We start from the raw sequence: 16,866 nt of genomic DNA, 5'->3' as shown, positions 1-16,866 counted from the left end.
CCATGATGACCGCCGAGAACCGCACCGACGGAAGCGAGCACCGACCCGTGGCCCACAACCCCTCCTTCGTCGCCCCGCCCGCGGCGCCGACCCGCCCCGACCTGCGCGGCACGTTCGGCATGGCGGCCTCCACGCACTGGCTCGCCACCGCGAGCGCCCAGGCGGTCCTGGAGCGCGGCGGCACCGCGTTCGACGCCGCCGCGGCCGGAGCCTTCGTGCTGCACGTCGTCGAGCCGCACCTCAACGGTCCCGGCGGCGACATGACGGGCGTCTTCGCCACCGCGCAGGAGCCGGGTCGCCCCCAGGTGCTGGTGGGCCAGGGCCCGGCGCCGGCCGGCGCGACGATCGCGCACTACCGCGACGTGGAGGGCCTCGACCTCGTCCCGGGGTCCGGGGCGCTGGCCGCGGCCGTGCCCGGCGCGGTCGACGCGTGGCTGCTGCTGCTGCGCGACCAGGGCACCTGGTCGCTGGCCGAGGTGCTGGCCTTCGCCATCGGCTACGCGCGCGACGGCCACCCCCTGCTCGCCCGGGTGAGCGCCACGATCGCCGGCGTCGCCGACCTGTTCCGCCACCACTGGCCGACCTCCGCGGAGCGCTGGCTGCCCGGCGACCGCGTCCCCCAGCCGGGCGAGGTCGTCACCGACCCGCAGTACGCGGCGGTCCTGGAGCGGCTGGTCGCCGCCGAGGCCGCGGCGCTCGACGCCGGCGCCGACCGCGCCGCCGCGATCGACGCCGCCCGTGCCGCCTGGCGCGACGTCGTCGGCGCCGCGGTCGAGGAGTTCGTCGCCGCGCCGCACCGGCACGCCGACGGGCGCGACCACGCGGGGGTCATGACGGCGGCCGACGTCGCGGCGTTCTCGGCCTCGGTCGAGGAGCCCGCCACGGTGACCTTCCGCGGGTACACCGTCGCCAAGACCGGGCCGTGGGGCCAGGGCCCCGCGCTCCTGCAGGCCCTGAAGATCCTCGAGGGGTTCGACGACGCGCTGCTCGACCCGTCGACCGAGGCAGGGGCGCACACCGTCCTCGAGGTGCTCAAGCTGACCATGGCCGACCGCGAGGCCTGGTACGGCGAGGGGCTCGACGCCGACGCGCTCGCGCACCTGCTGTCCGACGGCTACGCCGCCGAGCGCCGGGCGCTCGTCGGCGCGACGGCGTCGAGCGGGCTGCGCCCCGGGGCGCTGCCCGGGCGGCCGGCCCCGGCGCTGCCGTCGCTGCGCACCGACCACCCGCTCACGGCCCCCGCCGCCGCCCTGCCGGGGGCGCCGGCGGCGGGCGTCGGTGAGCCGACCGTGCCGGCCGTCGGCGAGCCGACCGTCGTCGTCGACGCCGGGCTCGAGCTCGCCGCCGACGGCACGACCCGCGGCGACACCTGCCACATCGACGTCGTCGACCGCTGGGGCAACATGATCTCCGCGACGCCGTCGGGCGGGTGGCTGCAGTCCTCCCCCACCGTGCCCGGGCTCGGCTTCTGCCTGGGCACGCGCCTGCAGATGTCGTGGCTGGACGAGTCGTCACCGTCGGCCCTCGCGCCGGGCCGGCGCCCGCGCACGACGCTCACCCCCACGCTCGTGCTGCGCGACGGGCAGCCGGTCATGGCGCTCGGCTCGCCCGGCGGCGACCAGCAGGACCAGTGGCAGCTGCTCATGCTGCTGCGCGTGCTGGTGGGCGGCTACAGCCCGCAGGAGGCGATCGACGCCCCCGCCCTGCACACGACGGCGTTCCCCGGCTCGTTCTGGCCGCGCACCTGGACGCCGGCCGGCGCCGTCGTCGAGGACCGCCTCGGCGACGACGTCCTGCGCGGCCTCGCCGCCCGGGGCCACGCCGTCACCCGCGCCGGGGACTGGGCGCTCGGCCGCCTGTCCGCCGTCACCCGCGACCCCGCCACCGGCGTGCTCGGCGCCGCGGCCAACCCGCGCGGCGCCCAGGGGTACGCCGCCGGCCGCTGAGCCGCTCGGCCCCCTCCTCGGCCCCCTCCTCGGCCCCCTCCTCGGCCCCCTCCTCGGCCCAGGAACGGGTGCGGGTCCCTGGCGGTCCGCGACAGAGGGTTCTGCCGCGGACCGCCAGGGACCCGCACCTGAGCCGGCAGGGTGATCGGCCGGGTGACCGGTCGGGCGTCGGCCCGACCGGTCGTCCCGGACGTCAGCCCAGCGTCACCGCGTCCAGGGCGTCGACGATGCCGTCGCCGTAGAAGCTGTTCTCGTCCAGGCCGCCGACGCAGGCCGCGCCGGACGCCACCGGGCCGCACGCGTGGTCGTCGGCCTGCTCGCGCACGGCCGTCTCGAGCTGCGCCGGCGTCCACTCCGGGTGGGTCGACCTCAGCAGCGCCAGGACGCCCGCGACGTGCGGGGACGCCATCGAGGTGCCCGAGGCGAGGCGGTAGCCGTCACCCGGGAAGTTGGTCGACAGGATCGACGAGCCCGGGGCGGCGACGTCGATCTTGCCCAGGCCGCGGTTGGAGAAGGACGACAGGTTCGCCGCCTTGTCGATCGACGAGACCGTCACCACGCCGTCGAGCTCGGCCGGGATGTCCTCGCAGCCGGAGTTGATCGTGCGGCGGACGGGCGTCGAGTCGTTCGGGCTCGAGGTGTCGACCGTGTTGGTGGCGAGGTCGGTCGCGGCGTTGCCCGCCGCGGCCGCGTGCACGACGCCGCGGTCGGTCGAGAAGTCCACCGCGCGGGAGACGGCCTCCTTGACGGCCGCCTGGTCGGGCTGGTCGGAGCACCAGTACATGAACGGGTCGATGTAGTACGAGTTGTTCGTGACGTCCATGCCCTCGAGGCCGGCCCACACGAACCCGCAGATCGCGTACTCCGGGTAGATGAACCCGTCGTCGTTGACGACCTTGACCGAGGCCAGCTTCACGCCGGGCGCGACGCCGACGATGCCGACGCCGTTGCGGGCGGCGGCGATCGTGCCGGCCACGTGGGTGCCGTGGTAGCTGGTGGTGGGCTGCCAGCCGGTGGCCGAGGTGTCCGGGCGGCCGGCGGCGGTGCAGTTGACCGAGGCGGCGGTGTCGATGACCGGGGCCAGGTCGGGGTGCGTGGCGTTGATGCCGGAGTCGAGCACGCCGACGAGCACGTCGGGCGAGCCGTCGGTGATCTCGTGGGCCTGGTCGGCCTTGATCAGGCTCATGTCCCACTGCTCGGCCTCGCGCGGGTCGACCGCGACCTCGGTGGCCGCGACGTCCTCGATGCCGACGCCGACCGTCTTCTTCTTCGTGGCCTTCTTCGGCGCGCCCTGGGCGCCCGGCACCTCGGCCACGGCGTCCGGGGTGCCCTCGGACACCGGGACGGTGCGGGTGACGCCGACCGACGCGACGGCCTTGCCCTTGGCGAGGCGGACGACGTCGGCACGGAAGGTGTCGTTGGCCGAGTGCGCGATCACGACGCCGATCTCGGGCCAGGACTGCACGACGACGCCGCCCGCGGCCACGACGGCCTTCTCGGCCAGGTGGGTCTGCCCGGGGTTCGCGTGCTTGGCGTTGACGACGTACGAGAACGTCTGCCCCTCGGTCGTGACGACCGGGACGGGCGTGGAGCTCGGCTCGTCGGCGGCGACGGCGACGTTGCCGAGGCCCACGAGCGCGAGGGCCGCGGTCGCCGTGGCTGCTGCCAGGCGGGCGCGGCGGGTGGTACGCAGGTGCATGGTCTCCCCCTCAAGAGATCGAGACCCGGGGAGGGTCTCCGGGGGTGACCCTAGTGCAGGTTCGTGTCCGGGTATGACGTGCGCCACACCGGCGGACACACAACCGAAACACGGGCGGCGCCCCGGCTCCCCATCTGTTCCGGGTCCCTGGCGGTCCGAGACAGACTTCGTTGTCTCGGACCGCCAGGGACCCGCGACGGCGTCAGCTCGAGGCGAGCGACGACGTCGGGATCGGGGTCGGGGCGGTCGCCGGCTCCGTGGTCTCCGCCGTCGGCTCGGCCGTCGGCTTAGGCGTGGGCGTCGGCGTGGGCGTCGGCGTCGGCGTCGGCGTCGGCGTCGGCGTGGGCGTCGGCGTCGGCGTCGGCGTGGGCGTCGGCGTCGGCGTGGGCGCGGCCGCCACCGCCGGGGGCATCTTCCCGAGGCGCACCCGGACGACGTACACCTGCGCGGCGGAGGTGGGCACCGTCGTCTCGTGGTTGCCCTGCGCGGCGTACTGCAGGTAGAGCTCGAGCACGCCCTTGTCGTGCCACAGCCGGGTGTCGTACGTCGGCTCCCAGGAGTGCACCGGACCGACGGTCAGGTCGCGCAAGCTCCAGTCGCCGACGGCGAGGCCGCCTGCGCCGGTCTGGGCGACCGTCGCGGTGTTCGCCCGCTCAGCGTCGCGGATCATGAGGATCACCTGCGCACCCCCGCCCTTCCCGCGCACGGCGATGCTGGGCCGCGACAGCGGCAGGGCGAGCGTGCCGCTGCCGCTGAGGTCCGCCGTGGTGGTGCGGAAGTCGGTGAAGACCCGGTGCCAGCCCTTGCCGTCCCGGTAGATGACCGCGTACTGCGTCGGGCCACCCTCGTCGAGCCCGGTGTTGAAGTACGTCGCGATGAACGGCTGACCGGCGTCGTCGAGCGTCATCGCCGTCTGGTTCATGAGGTTGCTGCCCTCAGGGACCGTGTCCACCTTCTCGGCGGTGGCCCGGGTGATCGGCAGCGCGTACGCCTTGCCGTCCGAGCGCACCCACCGCTTGCCGGTCGCGTCGGTCGACCTGGCGTACATGATGTCGGAGTTCGTCTGGACGTTGCCGGTCCGCCGGAACGTCCACGACAGGTGCAGGCGCCCGGCGTCGTCCGTGACCGCCTGCCAGTACGCGCTGCGGGCGTCCTCGCCGGAGATCAGCGCGTCGGTCACGCGCGTCCACTTCTGCGACTTGGCATCGAGGCGGTTGAGCACCAGGTCGCCGCGGCCCGACCGGCCGTGCCGGTAGAGGAAGAACAGGTCGCCGTTCGTGGTCGGCAAGAACTGCGGGTACGTCACCAAGTCTTCGCGCCCGCGCTCAGGGGCCATCGCCTGCTTCTTGCCGAGCGTCAGCCCGCCCGGAGTGGTGGTGCGCGCGTAGGCGAGGGGGTGGCCGTGCATGCCCCACGAGACGTGCAAGTAGCCCTGGCCGTCGAGGCCGATGGAGATGACGTTGTGCGCGTCCTCCTTCGGCCCACGGTAGCTGGACCTCTGGGTCGTCCAGGCGTTGCTCTCGTGGTCGCGCCGTGCGAGCACCACGCGGCCGAGGTCGTCGTAGTAGGCCGCGTACTGCACGCGCACGCCGTTCACCACGCCGCTGGTCACCGACTCCTTGCGGAAGGAGGCGGCGTTCACGGTGTTCTCGGCGTACCCACGCCCAAGGGGCCAGGACTTCTCCACGGCGTCCGTGAGCTCCAGCTCGAGCGCCGTCGGCGGCGGGGTCCAGCGGCCGAAGTACACGACGTCTCCCGCACGCCCGTAGGCGACCACCCGGTCGGCGGGCCCCCCGCCCAGCGCGCTGCGCACGTAGAACTGGTTCGCACGCCGCACGACCGGAAGGTCGGTGCCGTTGCCGTCCACGTCGGCGAGGTACACCTCGTCGTCGGCGCGGCCGTAGGTGAAGGTGGCGTCGGCGGGACCGGAGGTCAGGGAGTTGCGGACGTAGAACGTGGCCCCGCGGCGCAGCACCACGGTGGCGACGCCGTCGCCGTCGACGTCGCCGAAGAACACCTCGTCGCCGGAGCGCCCATACGTGAAGGTCACGTCCGCCGGGCCGGTCGTCAGCGAGCCGCGCACGTGGAACGTGTTGCCACGGCGGATGACCGGCGTCTCGGCGCCGTCGCCGTCGAGGTCGGCGAAGAAGAGCTGGTCGCCCGCGCGGCCGTAGTCGAGCACGGCGTCCGCCTCGCCGGCAGACAGCGAGTTCTTCACGTACAGCGTCTTGCCGCGGCGCACGACCGGGGTGTCCGTCCCGTTGCCGTCGGTGTCGGTGAACCACACCTCGTCGCCGCTGCGGCCGTACCGGAAGACGGAGTCGGCGGCCCCGGCCGCCATCGAGTTCTTCACGTGGTAGTCGGCGCCGCGCCGCACGACGGGGGTGTCCGCGACGCGGGTGTCCGCCTGGGCGGTCGGCGTCGGCTGCAGCCCTGCGGGGTCGACGACGGCGAGGCCGGCGAGCAGCAGGACCGCGACGAGCGCGCCGACCGGGCGTCGCCCGCGGGGGCGGCGCCGGTCGGCGGGCCGACGGACGCGGGCGTGGACGGGGGCGGGGCGGCGGACCGGCATGCAACGTCTCCAGCGGCGGGAACCACGGCGCCGCTGTCTGCGGGGGCAGGCGCGGCGGAGCCGATCGGTTCCCGGGACCGGCCCGACAGTAGAGAGCAGGCTCGCGCACGATCATGACGCCGAACGCGCACGTCGGATCTGTGACACGCCCCGCACGCCCCGGATCGGGGCTTCACCGCTCCGGGGCGCGGAGGTCAGGCGCGCGGCTCCAGCGGCCGGGCGTCCGACTCCAGCAGCACGGGAATCCCGTCCCGCACCGGATAGGCCAGCGGCCGCTGCGGGTCGGTGGAGTGCAGCTCGGGCTGCCCGTCCGGGCCGACGCCGTCGACCAGCTCGGCGCCGGTGACCGGGCACCGCAGCACGCTGCGCACCCAGGGGTCGAGGCCCTTGCCGCTGCCGACGCCCGTACCGCTGCTCGCGTGCTCGCTCATGCCGGCTCCCCTCCCTCGGCGCGCACCAACGACAGCACGTCGTCGCGCACCTTAACCATGATGTCCTCGTCCGCCGCCTCGACGTTCAGGCGCAGCAGCGGCTCCGTGTTCGACGCGCGCAGGTTGAACCACCACTGCGGGTGGCCGTCCCAGTGCGACACGGTCGCGCCGTCGAGCTCGTCGAGGGCGATGTCCGGGTACGCCGCCCGGTAGGCGTCGAGGACCCGCTCGCGGGCGGCGGCCACGTCCGGCACGCGCGAGTTGATCTCGCCCGAGGCGACGTAGGGCTCGTACATCTCCGCGAGCGCCGACAGCGGGTGGGCCTGCTCGCCGAGCGCGGCCAGCACGTGCATCGCCGCGAGCATGCCGGTGTCGGCGAAGAAGAAGTCGCGGAAGTAGTAGTGCGCGCTGTGCTCACCGCCGAACACGGCCCGGTGCTCGGCCATCTGCGCCTTGATGAACGAGTGGCCCACGCGGGTGCGCACGGTGGTGGCGCCCGCGGCCTGCAGCAGGTCGGGCACGGCCCGGGAGGTGATGAGGTTGTGGATCACCGTCGGGGTGCGGCCCGCGGCGAGCTCCTTGCCCACCTCGCGCAGGCCCACCAGGGCGGTGATGGCCGACGGCGAGACGGGTCGGCCGGTCTCGTCGACGACGAAGCAGCGGTCGGCGTCGCCGTCGAACGCCAGGCCGAGGTCGGCGCCGTGCTCGACGACGGCGCGCTGCAGGTCGACGAGGTTCTTCGGCTCCAGCGGGTTCGCCTCGTGGTTCGGGAACGTGCCGTCGAGCTCGAAGTACAGCGGCACGACGTCGAGCGGCAGCGCTGGCAGCCCGGCTGCGGTGCCGAGCACGGCCGGCACGGTGTGCCCGCCCATCCCGTTGCCGGCGTCGACCACGACCTTGAGCGGGCGGACGCCGGAGAGGTCCACCAGGCCGCGCAGGAACGCGGCGTAGTCGGCCAGCAGGGCGCGGTCGGTGACCGTGCCCGGCTCCCCCGCCGGCTGCGGCAGCCCGCCGTCGAGGTAGGTCTGCGCCAGCTCGCGCACCTGCGCCAGGCCGGTCTCCTGCCCCACCGGGCGGGCCCCGGCGCGGCACAGCTTGATGCCGTTGTACGCGGCCGGGTTGTGCGACGCGGTGAACATCGCACCCGGCAGGCCCAGCGAGCCGGAGGCGTAGTACAGGCCGTCCGTGGAGCACAGGCCGATGCGCAGCACGTCGACGCCCGCCGCCGCGATCCCGCGGGCGAAGGCCTCGACCAGCTCGGGCCCCGAGTCGCGCATGTCGTTGCCGACGACGACGGCCGGACGGTCCGCGCCCGCGTGCTCGGGGAGGACCACCACGCGGGCGAAGGCCGCGCCGATCGCCTCGGCCACCCCGGGTGAAAGCTGGTCGGGGACGGTGCCGCGCACGTCGTAGGCCTTGATGATGGTGGACAGGTCGAGCGTCACGGCGCTCAGCCTACGTGCCGGCAGGGCACGGTGTGGGAGGGTGTCTCCCGAGACGGGGAGGTGACCGGGGGCAGTGACGACGGCAGTGCACCTGCTGGACAACGCCGTCCAGCACTACGGCTGGGGCTCCCCGACCCGCATCCACGAGCTGCTCGGGACCGAGCCCGACGGACTGCCGGCGGCCGAGCTGTGGCTGGGCGCGCACCCGAGCGCCCCGTCCACCACCGCCGACGGCGTCGCGCTCGACGCCCTGGTGCGGTCGGACCCCGAGGCCATGCTCGGCCGCCGCGTGTCGGACACGTTCGGGCCGCGCCTGCCGTTCCTGCTCAAGGTCCTGGCCGCCGAGCGGGCCCTGTCGCTGCAGGTGCACCCCCGGCCGCACGCCGCGCGCGCCGGCTTCAACCGGGAGAACCGGCTGGGCCTGCCGCCCGGCTCGCCGCAGCGCTCGTTCCACGACGACCAGCACAAGCCCGAGATGGTCGTCGCCGTGTCGCAGTTCGAGGGCCTGGCCGGGTTCCGGGCCCCGCGCGCGATCCTCGCGCTCCTGGAGGGGCTGGACGGGCCGCTCGTCGCCGCCGTCCGGGACACCCTCGTCGCCGACCGCTCCGACCGGGGGATGAAGCAGGCGTTCGCCCGGCTCCTGGCCGCCCGCTCGCGGGCCGGGTGCCGCGCGGACATCGACGCGACGGTGGCCTCGGTGCAGGCCCGGCTCGCGGCGGGCTCGCCGTACGACCGCGCCGACGCCACGGTGCTCCAGCTCGCCGAGCAGCACCCCGGCGACCCCGGCGCGATCGCCTCCCTCATGCTCAACCGCGTCACGCTCGAGCCGGGCGAGGCGATGTTCATGCCCGCCGGCCAGGTCCACGCCTACCTGTCGGGCCTGGGCATCGAGGTCATGGCGAGCTCGGACAACGTGCTGCGCGCCGGTCTCACCACGAAGCTGGTCGACGAGGCGGCGCTCGTCGAGTGCGCCACGTTCACCCCCACGCCGCCCGTCCACCCGGTGCTGGAGACGGCCGGCAACCGCGGCCAGGTGCACTCGTTCCGCGCGCCGGTGGACGAGTTCGCGCTCACGGTGGCGGACGTCGACGCCGGCGAGTCCGTGGCGCTGCCCGCGGAGGGGCCGCGGGTGGTGCTGTGCCTGGAGGGCAAGATCGCGCTGGAGCACGGCGACGGCCCGACGGTGCTGCGCCACGGCGAGTCGGTGTTCGTCCCCCACGCCACCGGTGCGGTCAGGGTGAGCGGCGAGGGCCAGCTCGTGTGCGCCTGGGTGCCCTGAGGGTCAGTCGCCCTCGGCGCGCAGCACGCGCAGGTGCCCGCGGCGGGCGGTCTCGGTGACGGTGCCGGGCTCCGGCCTTGCGGGCGGGCGCACGCGCCCGGCCTCGCGGACCGCCTCGGCGAGCGCGGACAGGTCGTCCGGCGTCGGGCCCGCGTCCTCCAGCTGCGTCGTCAGGCGCACGACCTCCCAGCCGCGCGGCGCGGTGAGCCGCTCGGCGTGGTCCGCGCACAGGTCGTAGGAGTGCGGCTCCGCCAGCTGGGCGAGCGGGCCGAGGACGGCGGTGGAGTCCGCGTACACGTAGGTGAGGGTCGCCACGGCCGCACGCGTGCATGCCGTGCGCGAGCACTGCCTGACCGATCTCACGTCGCGACCTTACGCCCTGCGCGGGGCTGCCCCGCGCGCCCACGCCGGGCGTGACCGGAGCGTGACCGGCGCCGCGCCGTGCGGCGCCCCGGGCGGCCGCCGAGGCCGTCGTAGAGTCGGCTCGTGGGACTCTTCGGCTCCTCGCGCGGCGGACAGCCGGCGCCCCGGCCGCACGGCCCGTCGCGGCGGGCGCGGCCCGCCGTCGTCCCCTTCGTGGCCCCGGCGCCCCCGTCGGCGCAGGCCGACACCGCCGACGCCGCCCCCGCCCGACGCCGCGACCGGCGCGGTCGCGGGCTGCGCGGGCCGCTGCTGCCGCCCGGCGCCCCGGCGCACAGGACCCGTGCCGAGCGGTTCGACGACCTGGTGCTCGACGCCGTCGAGGACGTCGAGCGCCGGTGGTCGAGCCAGCTGGCGGGCACGGAGTTCGCGGTCGAGGACGTGCCGCCGTCCGACCCGGCGCCGTGGGAGGCCGGCGGCGTGCCGCTCGGGCGCTGCTTCCCCGCCCACGCCGGCCAGCCCGCGCGCGTCGTGGTCTACCGGCGGCCGGTGGAGCTGCGCGCGCTCGACGACGACGACCTCGCCGACCTGGTCCACGACGTCGTCGTCGAGCAGGTCGCCCACCTGCTGGCACGCACTCCCGAGGAGATCGACCCGCGCTTCGAGGGCCGCTGACCGGCGCCCTCCCGGCGGCCCCGAGCCGGCGCCGGGAGGTGCGGCACAGGCGGGTTTGTTACCTTCGTGGCCCGTGACCCGCCCCTCCCCCCGCCCTGCGGCCCCCGGCCGGCTGCACAGCCTGGACGGACTGCGAGGCGTCGCCGCGATCATCGTCCTGCTGCACCACACCGCCCTGCTGGTCCCCGCGTTCGCGGCGACCTACAAGGGCGGCGACCAGCCACGGCCCGGCACGCTCGAGTGGACGCTCGCGCACACGCCTGCGCACCTGCTCGTCGCCGGGCCCGAGGCCGTCCTCGTCTTCTTCGTGCTCAGCGGCCTCGTCCTCGCCCTGCCCGTGCTGCGGCGCCCGGCCTACGACTGGATGAGCTACTACCCCGGGCGCCTGGTGCGCCTCGGCGTGCCCGTCGCGGCGTCCGTGGCGCTGGCCGCGCTGTGGATCCTCGTCGTGCCGGTGCGGCAGACGCCGGCGAGCGTGTGGACCCACGCGATGCCGTTCGGCGACCTGTCCTGGAAGAACGTCGTCGTGGCGCTCGACCTGGTCTCCAGCAGCAGCTACGCGATCAACAACCCGCTGTGGTCGATCCGGTGGGAGCTGCTGTTCTCCCTGGCGCTGCCGCTGTACGTGGCCGCGGCGCTGTGGTTGCGGCGGCGGTGGCCGCTCGTGCTGCTGGCCACGCCCCTGGTGACGTACGCGGGGTTCCAGACCTCCAACGGCGCGCTGCACTACCTGCCGGTGTTCTTCCTCGGTACCCTGCTGGCCGTCCTGCTCCCCCGGCTGCAGGCCCTGCTGGCGCGGTGCGACGGCCCGGCCTGGCGCCTGGCGGGCTGGCCGCTCGTGGTGGCGGCCGCGCTCGCGGTGCTCACGATGCCGTGGCTGGTCGGGCGGGGTTCGCCCGAGCTCACCCACGACGTCGACGCCCTGCGGGCGCTGGGCCCCCTGGGCGCGCTCGGCGTCGTGGTGGCGGTCCTCGGCTGGTCGCCGCTGCGCCGGCTGCTCGCGACCCGGCCGTTCCAGGCGGCGGGCCGGTACTCGTTCAGCCTCTACCTCGTGCACGTGCCGGTGATCATGGCGGTGGCGTGGGGCCCGGCGGGCACCCTGGACATGCGCTACCGCGCCCTGCTGTGCGTCGCGGTCTCCGCCGTGCTGGCCGTGGCCTTCTTCCACCTCGTCGAGCGGCACTCGCACACCCTCGCCCGCCGCGTCGGCGCGCGGGTCCGTGCCGCGATCGCCGCGCGGGAGGCCGCCGCCGCGCCCGCCGTGGACGCCACCGACGCCGCGCCTGCCGCCGGCGTGCGGCCCACGACCGTGGCCGCGCCCCGCCGCTGACGCGTCAGCCGACGGCGTCGACCTCGCGCACGCTGACGCTGCCGGGCGCCGCCTCGGTCGCGGTCGCGGGCAGCGACGCGACGAGGGTGCCCGCCGCCGACGTCCCGTCGTCGGCCGAGAGCTGCACCGACCACACGACGCCCGCGCCGTCCGCCTCGACGCCCACGGCGGCCGGGGTGGCGCCGTCGGCGAGACCGGCGAGGTCCACGGTGGTGCTGCGCGCCACCTCGAGCGTGACCTCCCGCTCGGCGACCCGCGCGCCGTCGGCGCCGTAGAGGCGGACGACGGCGGCGGTCCGCCCGCTCGGGTCGGCGTCCTCGCCGCGGTCGGCCGGCACGGCGGTGAGCGCCAGGACGGGCCGGGCACCGGCCGGCAGCGCCGCCTGGGCTGAGCCCGCGGCCTCGGGCACCGCCGCGCCCGCCACCCACGCGACGTCGTACGGCGCGCCCGACACCACCGCGTCGGCCGCCGGCACGCCCTCGCGCGCGCTGACCGCCGCGGCCACGAGCGGCCGGTCGGCGTCGACCACCACGGTGTACGACCCCTCCGGCAGCCCGCCGATCGGCAGGTCCGTGACGACGCCCGGCTCGAGGTCCACCTCCTCGCCGCCGCGCAGGTACACGCGCCCCTCGGGGCCGTACACGCTGACGCGGGCGGTCGTGGGCTCCTCGCCCGGCACGAGCATCCGCAGCTGCGGCGCGTGCGGGTCGTCCACGGCCTGGCCGCCGGAGACGATCCCGGGGACGGCGACGGTCCGGCGGGGCTCGGCGCCCGGCGTCAGCAGGTCGACGCCCTGCGGCACGAGACCGTCGATGGACTGCGCCTGCAGGTGCGCGTTGACCCGGGCGCCGGACGAGGTCACGTGCACCGCGAGCCGCCGCTGGTCCGGCGCCGCGGCCTCGAGGCGGGTCTCGCGGGACTCCCCCGGGCCGAGCACGAACGAGCCGTTGCTGCCGAGCGCCACCTGGCCGCTGGGGCCGTGGACGGTGAGCGTGACGGTGGCGGCGCGCTCGCTCGGGTTCTGCACGACCAGCATCGCGCTCGAGCCGACCTCGGTGCTGCCGCCGACGACCCACTGCGAGATCGCCGGCGCGGTGCAGGCACCGGCGGCGAGGCCGCGCAGGTCGCCGGCCGTGGTGACCGACGCCAGGGCACCGGCCGCGCGGAACGGCCCCTCGGCGTCGGGCCGGGCGCGCAGCAGGACGCCGCCGGACGTCTCGTCCGCCGTCGCGGAGCCGGCGGCGCCCCGGACGAGGTCTCGCTCCCCGCCGCCGTCGAGCGCGGACACGCGCGGGGCCTGCGCGAGCGACCCCACGACGGCCAGGGCGTAGGTCGACGTCGTCCGCACCGGCGCGGCCTGGAACTGGTCGTCGCCGACGTCGCTGCCCTCCGGCAGCCGCGCGGGCTGTGGGCACACCAGCGTGGCCGGCGCCGGGTCGACCGCCACGGTGCGCGCGGCGCCCGGCTCGGCGGCGGGCCCGCCGCCGGTCAGGGCCTGCGCCCACGGCAGCCCGACGGCGGCGACGGCGCCCGTCGCGCCGACGACCGCGACGCCGGTGACGGCCAGGCCGACCCAGCGCACGACGGTGCGGGTGCCGGCGCGGCGCGCCCCGGCGGCCGTCCGGCCGGCGGACCGCCCCGCGGACCTCTCGACCCGCGTGCCGGCGGCCGGCACGGCCTCCTGCCCGGCCTCGTTCGTGGCCGACTTCCTCGCCACGGTCACCTCCCTCGCCGGCGCCCGACGGGCAGCGCCAGCAGCACGAACACGAGCAGGACGGCGCCGCCGACGGCGAACCAGAGCGGCTGGCGCGGGTCCACGTAGTCGACGCGCAGGCGGCCGCCCTCGGCGGGCACCTCGAACGCCTGCAGGCCCCCGGCCTCCACGGCGGTGAGCCGGCGGCCGTCCAGGGTGGCCCGCCACCCCGGGTCGGCGGCAGACGCCAGGACGACCACCCGCACGGTCTCGGGGTCGGACGCCACGGGGACGTCGTCGCGCACCCGCAGGCCGTGCGAGGACAGCACCCCGAGCACCTCGGGCCGGTCGCCCGTGCCGGGCGCCGCGTCCGTCAGGCGCGCCCAGCCCGGGGCGGGCTCGCCCTCCGGCGTGACCCGCCACAGCAGGGTGCCCTCGCCCTCGGTGACGCGGGTCAGGCCGGCCACCATGTCGAGCGTCGTCACCAGGTCGCGGTCCGCGCCCGGCGGCACCTGCACCGCGCCGACGCCGAGGTCGGCCAGGCGCGGGGCGAGGTCGGGCGCCTGCCCGGCGGCCAGGTCGGCGGCCACCGCGTCGAGCCGGCCGTCGCCCGCCTGCGGCTGCCCGGCGGCCAGGTCGGCCGTCCCGGCGTCGCGGCCGCGCACGACCGTCGACGCGTCGGTCAGCGCGGTGCCGTCCGCGTGCATCAGGGCGTAGCCGACGACGCCCTCGTCGTCCCGCTCGAGCTGCAGCACGCGGGCGTTGCGGCCCGAGTCCTGCATCTGGCGACCGACGGCGGGCACGACCGGCGTGGCCGTGGCCCGCAGGTCGCCGACCCGGTGGCCGTGCGCCTCGGCCAGCGTCCACGAGGCCGCGGCGGCGACAGGCAGCACGAGCGCCACGACGAGGCCGGCGACGGCGAGGGAGCGCGCCACGCGCCGCCGGGGGTGGCCGGCCTCGGTGCCGGCCGCCGGGAGCCCGGCGCGCACGCCGAGCAGCGCGGCGGCGCCCAGGGCGAGCGTCACGACGCTCGCCCCCGGCCCGGGCCACGCGCCCGCGGCGACGGCCAGCACGCCCGCGGCGAGCCCGCACAGCGCGACGAACCACGCGACGCGGACCCCGCCGGCGGCGCGCCGGCCCACGAGAGCGACCAGCGCCAGCAGCAGCACGAGGCCACCGAGCAGGCACGGCCCCACGAGGCCGACGACGGCGAGCGCCGGACCGCCGCCCTCGTCCAGGCCGAACCACGCGGCGGGCTCGGCCGGCAGCCCGAGCAGCAGCTGCCACGGCTGCGGTGCGGCGCCTGCGGGCACCGCGGCACCCGGCTCGGCCAGCAGCAGCCGCCAGCCGCCGTCGGACCACGTGCGGGCCACGGCGAGCCAGAACGGCGCCGCGACCACGACCGACGGCAGCAGCGCGAGGGGCAGGTAGCGGCGGGTGCGAGGCGCGGCGAGCACGCCGAGCACGGCCGCGACGACGGCCACCGGCAGCAGCACCGGCGCGGCGCACACGGCCACGGCCAGGAGCAGGCCGGCGGCGCCGAGCGCACCGAGCGACCCGCGCGGGGCCCGCTCGCGGGTCCGCTCGGGGGCCGGCTCCGCGGGGTCCCGGGCCTCCGGGACGTCGAGCACGTCGCGGGCCTGGACGCCGACCGCCCGCAGCGCGGCCAGCAGGGCCCACGGCAGCACGAGGTGGGCGACGAGCGTGCCGAGGCGGCCGCCGGCGAGCGCGGCGAGGGACGACGGCGCCGCTGCCCACCCGAGCGCGGCCGCGGCGCGGGCCCAGGGTGAGCGGGTCAGCGCCCCGGCGGCGAACCAGCCGCCGAGCGCGGCCAGCGGCAGGGCGGCCAGCAGCAGGAGGTCGACGCCGAGCTGCAGCGAGCCGCCGGCCAGGGCGGTCAGGACCGTCAGCGGCACCAGGAGGGGGTCGGCGGGCGCCGCGGTGCCCAGGCCGGTCTCGACCCAGCCGGCGGTGGCGGCGGCCCACACGTCCCCGAGCGTGCCGGGGGCGGGCAGCAGGGCACCGCCGACCACGCGGCCGCCCTGCGCCAGGACGCCCTGCCACGGCCCGAAGACCGTGACCGCGAGGCCGAGGGCGGCGAGCAGCACGAGGGTGAGCCCGGTGCGCCGGCGGCGCGCGAGCTCGCGCAGCTCGGCCCGCTCGAGGTCGGTGGGGACGCGCCGGCTGCGGTTGGCCTCGGCCCGAGCCAGGCGGACGTCGTGCCGCTCCGCCCGCACCTGCCGCCAGCCGGCCAGCAGCGGCCGCAGGACGCGCCGCGGCAGCCGGCTGGTGCGGGCCACCCGGCGGCGCGCCCGCGCGAGCGGCGCGAGGCGCGCCGCGTTCCACACGGCGGCCACGATCTCGTCGCGCGCCGGGCCGGGCTGCTTGAGCGCCAGCCGGTACATCGCGGCCACCGGGGCCCACACGAGCATCGCGACGAGCGCGACCGGCAGCAGCCACGGCGGCACGTGCACGAGGCGGTGGTGCAGCTGGCTGCGGCGGCGCGCGCCGTGGGAGGCGCTCTCGTCGGGCGGGCCCTGCGGGTGCTCACGCAGGCCGAGCAGCGAGGCCTGGGCGTGGTGCACGACGGCGTCCGGCACGACGACCACGCGGTGCCCGGCGCGGCGCGCGCGGCGGCACAGGTCGAGGCCGTCGCCGAAAGCGCCGTACTCGGGGTCGGTGCCGCCCAGCTCCGTCCACACGCTGCGCCGCACGAGCGCGCCGGCGAGGCCCACCGCGAGCACGTCCTCGCGGGCGTCGTGCTGGCCCTGGTCGATCTCGGTGTCGTCGATGCCGGTCATGCGCCGGGCGAGCGGCGAGACGGTCACGCCCACCTCGACGAGCAGGCCGCGGTCGGCGCCCGGGTCCAGCGGCGTGCCGTCCTCGGCGACCGGCCAGCGCCGCTGCTTGCAGCCCGCGACGGCCACGGCCTGGGTGTGCTCGACGGCGCGCAGCAGGTGCGCCAGGGTGTCCGGTTCGGGCGCGGAGTCGTCGTGCAGGATCCACAGCCAGCCGTCGACGGGCGCGGCACCGGCCTCGAGGGCGGCGTCGACGGCCTCGCCGAGGCTGCGGGCGCCCGACGCGGGCACGAAGCGGGCGTCGTCGAGGCGCAGGTCGAGCGTGGAGCCGGTGGTGCGCGGCGCGTCGACGTCCACGACGACGACGTGCTCGGGCACGCGGTCCTGCGCGCGCACGGCGGCCAGCGTGGGGGCCAGGAAGGGGCTGCGGCCGCGGGTCACGACCACGGCGGTGACGCTCACGACCTGCGGGAGCGCCCCGGTGAGCGCGTGCACCACGTCGAGGGCCGCGCCCGGGGGCACGGGGCCGTCCGGTCCGGGGCCGTGGAGCTGGGTGATGTCGGGAGCACTCATCGCACGGTCATCATGCGGTGGCGCGGAGGGACGCCGTGGGATTTGCCGCGCCTCGGCGCGGCGCG

11 protein-coding genes are annotated in these 16,866 nt (G+C 76.9%); 4 read left to right on the top strand and 7 right to left on the bottom strand.

Features of this window, described 5'->3' with window-relative positions; all coding sequences use genetic code 11:
- Nucleotides 1-5: 5 nt before the first annotated feature.
- Entirely contained in the window at nucleotides 6-1,946 is a 1,941-nt protein-coding gene (locus U5M74_RS15320) for a gamma-glutamyltransferase family protein (RefSeq protein ID WP_410909788.1), read from the top strand.
- A 193-nt stretch (nucleotides 1,947-2,139) separates the two neighbouring features.
- Here U5M74_RS15320 and U5M74_RS15315 read toward each other — a convergent pair whose 3' ends face one another.
- The 4 genes from U5M74_RS15315 to U5M74_RS15300 all read right to left on the bottom strand — a co-directional run bounded on the left by U5M74_RS15315 (nucleotide 2,140) and on the right by U5M74_RS15300 (nucleotide 8,093).
- Nucleotides 2,140-3,645 carry a S8 family peptidase gene (locus tag U5M74_RS15315; protein WP_410909787.1) on the bottom strand — a complete coding sequence of 502 codons (1,506 nt, stop codon included), beginning with the start codon at nucleotides 3,643-3,645 and terminating at the stop codon, nucleotides 2,140-2,142.
- A 202-nt stretch (nucleotides 3,646-3,847) separates the two neighbouring features.
- Nucleotides 3,848-6,217 carry a BNR repeat-containing protein gene (locus U5M74_RS15310; RefSeq protein ID WP_410909786.1) on the bottom strand — a complete coding sequence of 790 codons (2,370 nt, stop codon included), beginning with the start codon at nucleotides 6,215-6,217 and terminating at the stop codon, nucleotides 3,848-3,850.
- A 194-nt stretch (nucleotides 6,218-6,411) separates the two neighbouring features.
- Nucleotides 6,412-6,648: a Trm112 family protein gene (locus tag U5M74_RS15305; RefSeq protein ID WP_410909785.1), complete on the bottom strand. Its 237-nt coding sequence runs from the start codon at nucleotides 6,646-6,648 to the stop codon at nucleotides 6,412-6,414.
- Nucleotides 6,645-8,093, bottom strand: a complete 1,449-nt coding sequence (locus U5M74_RS15300) for a phosphomannomutase/phosphoglucomutase (RefSeq protein ID WP_410909784.1) — start codon at nucleotides 8,091-8,093, stop codon at nucleotides 6,645-6,647. Before U5M74_RS15300 ends, U5M74_RS15305 begins: the two co-directional genes overlap by 4 nt.
- A 73-nt stretch (nucleotides 8,094-8,166) precedes the next feature.
- Here U5M74_RS15300 and manA point away from each other — a divergent pair, with 73 nt between their 5' ends.
- Complete coding sequence (gene manA, locus U5M74_RS15295) at nucleotides 8,167-9,372, top strand: mannose-6-phosphate isomerase, class I (protein ID WP_410909783.1); 1,206 nt, start codon at nucleotides 8,167-8,169, stop codon at nucleotides 9,370-9,372.
- Nucleotides 9,373-9,375: 3 nt separating this feature from the next.
- On the opposite strand, the gene U5M74_RS15290 is transcribed toward manA, so the two are convergent.
- Entirely contained in the window at nucleotides 9,376-9,735 is a 360-nt protein-coding gene (locus U5M74_RS15290) for a DUF3499 domain-containing protein (protein ID WP_410909782.1), read from the bottom strand.
- 123 nt (nucleotides 9,736-9,858) lie between these two features.
- Here U5M74_RS15290 and U5M74_RS15285 point away from each other — a divergent pair, with 123 nt between their 5' ends.
- Together U5M74_RS15285 and U5M74_RS15280 are read left to right on the top strand one after the other, a co-directional pair.
- The gene (locus U5M74_RS15285; RefSeq protein ID WP_410909781.1) at nucleotides 9,859-10,407 is read left to right on the top strand and encodes a metallopeptidase family protein; all 549 of its coding nucleotides are present in this window, start codon (nucleotides 9,859-9,861) and stop codon (nucleotides 10,405-10,407) included.
- Nucleotides 10,408-10,480: 73 nt separating this feature from the next.
- Nucleotides 10,481-11,737: an acyltransferase family protein gene (locus tag U5M74_RS15280; protein WP_410909780.1), complete on the top strand. Its 1,257-nt coding sequence runs from the start codon at nucleotides 10,481-10,483 to the stop codon at nucleotides 11,735-11,737.
- Between the two features lie 4 nt (nucleotides 11,738-11,741).
- Here the strand turns inward: U5M74_RS15280 and U5M74_RS15275 are convergent, their stop codons facing one another.
- Nucleotides 11,742-13,454, bottom strand: a complete 1,713-nt coding sequence (locus tag U5M74_RS15275) for a DUF5719 family protein (RefSeq protein WP_410909779.1) — start codon at nucleotides 13,452-13,454, stop codon at nucleotides 11,742-11,744.
- A gap of 2 nt (nucleotides 13,455-13,456) precedes the next feature.
- Nucleotides 13,457-16,801 (bottom strand): glycosyltransferase, encoded by a 3,345-nt coding sequence (locus tag U5M74_RS15270; protein ID WP_410909778.1) that lies wholly within the window; start codon nucleotides 16,799-16,801, stop codon nucleotides 13,457-13,459.
- Between the last annotated feature and the right edge of the window lie 65 nt (nucleotides 16,802-16,866).

Source organism: Puerhibacterium sp. TATVAM-FAB25, assembly GCF_046535855.1.
GTDB classification, from domain to species: Bacteria; Actinomycetota; Actinomycetes; order Actinomycetales; family Cellulomonadaceae; genus Puerhibacterium; species Puerhibacterium variabilis_A.
The sequence above is the reverse complement of the archived record's forward strand: the minus strand, read 5'-3'. Positions and strand labels throughout refer to the sequence as shown.

Excerpts from the sequence above, each read along its gene's own strand:
- U5M74_RS15320 (WP_410909788.1), top strand. The coding sequence starts at position 6 with ATGACCGCCGAGAACCGCACCGACGGAAGCGAGCACCGACCCGTGGCC.
- U5M74_RS15315 (WP_410909787.1), bottom strand. The coding sequence starts at position 3,645 with ATGCACCTGCGTACCACCCGCCGCGCCCGCCTGGCAGCAGCCACGGCG.
- U5M74_RS15310 (WP_410909786.1), bottom strand. The coding sequence starts at position 6,217 with ATGCCGGTCCGCCGCCCCGCCCCCGTCCACGCCCGCGTCCGTCGGCCC.
- U5M74_RS15305 (WP_410909785.1), bottom strand. The coding sequence starts at position 6,648 with ATGAGCGAGCACGCGAGCAGCGGTACGGGCGTCGGCAGCGGCAAGGGC.
- U5M74_RS15270 (WP_410909778.1), bottom strand. The coding sequence starts at position 16,801 with ATGAGTGCTCCCGACATCACCCAGCTCCACGGCCCCGGACCGGACGGC.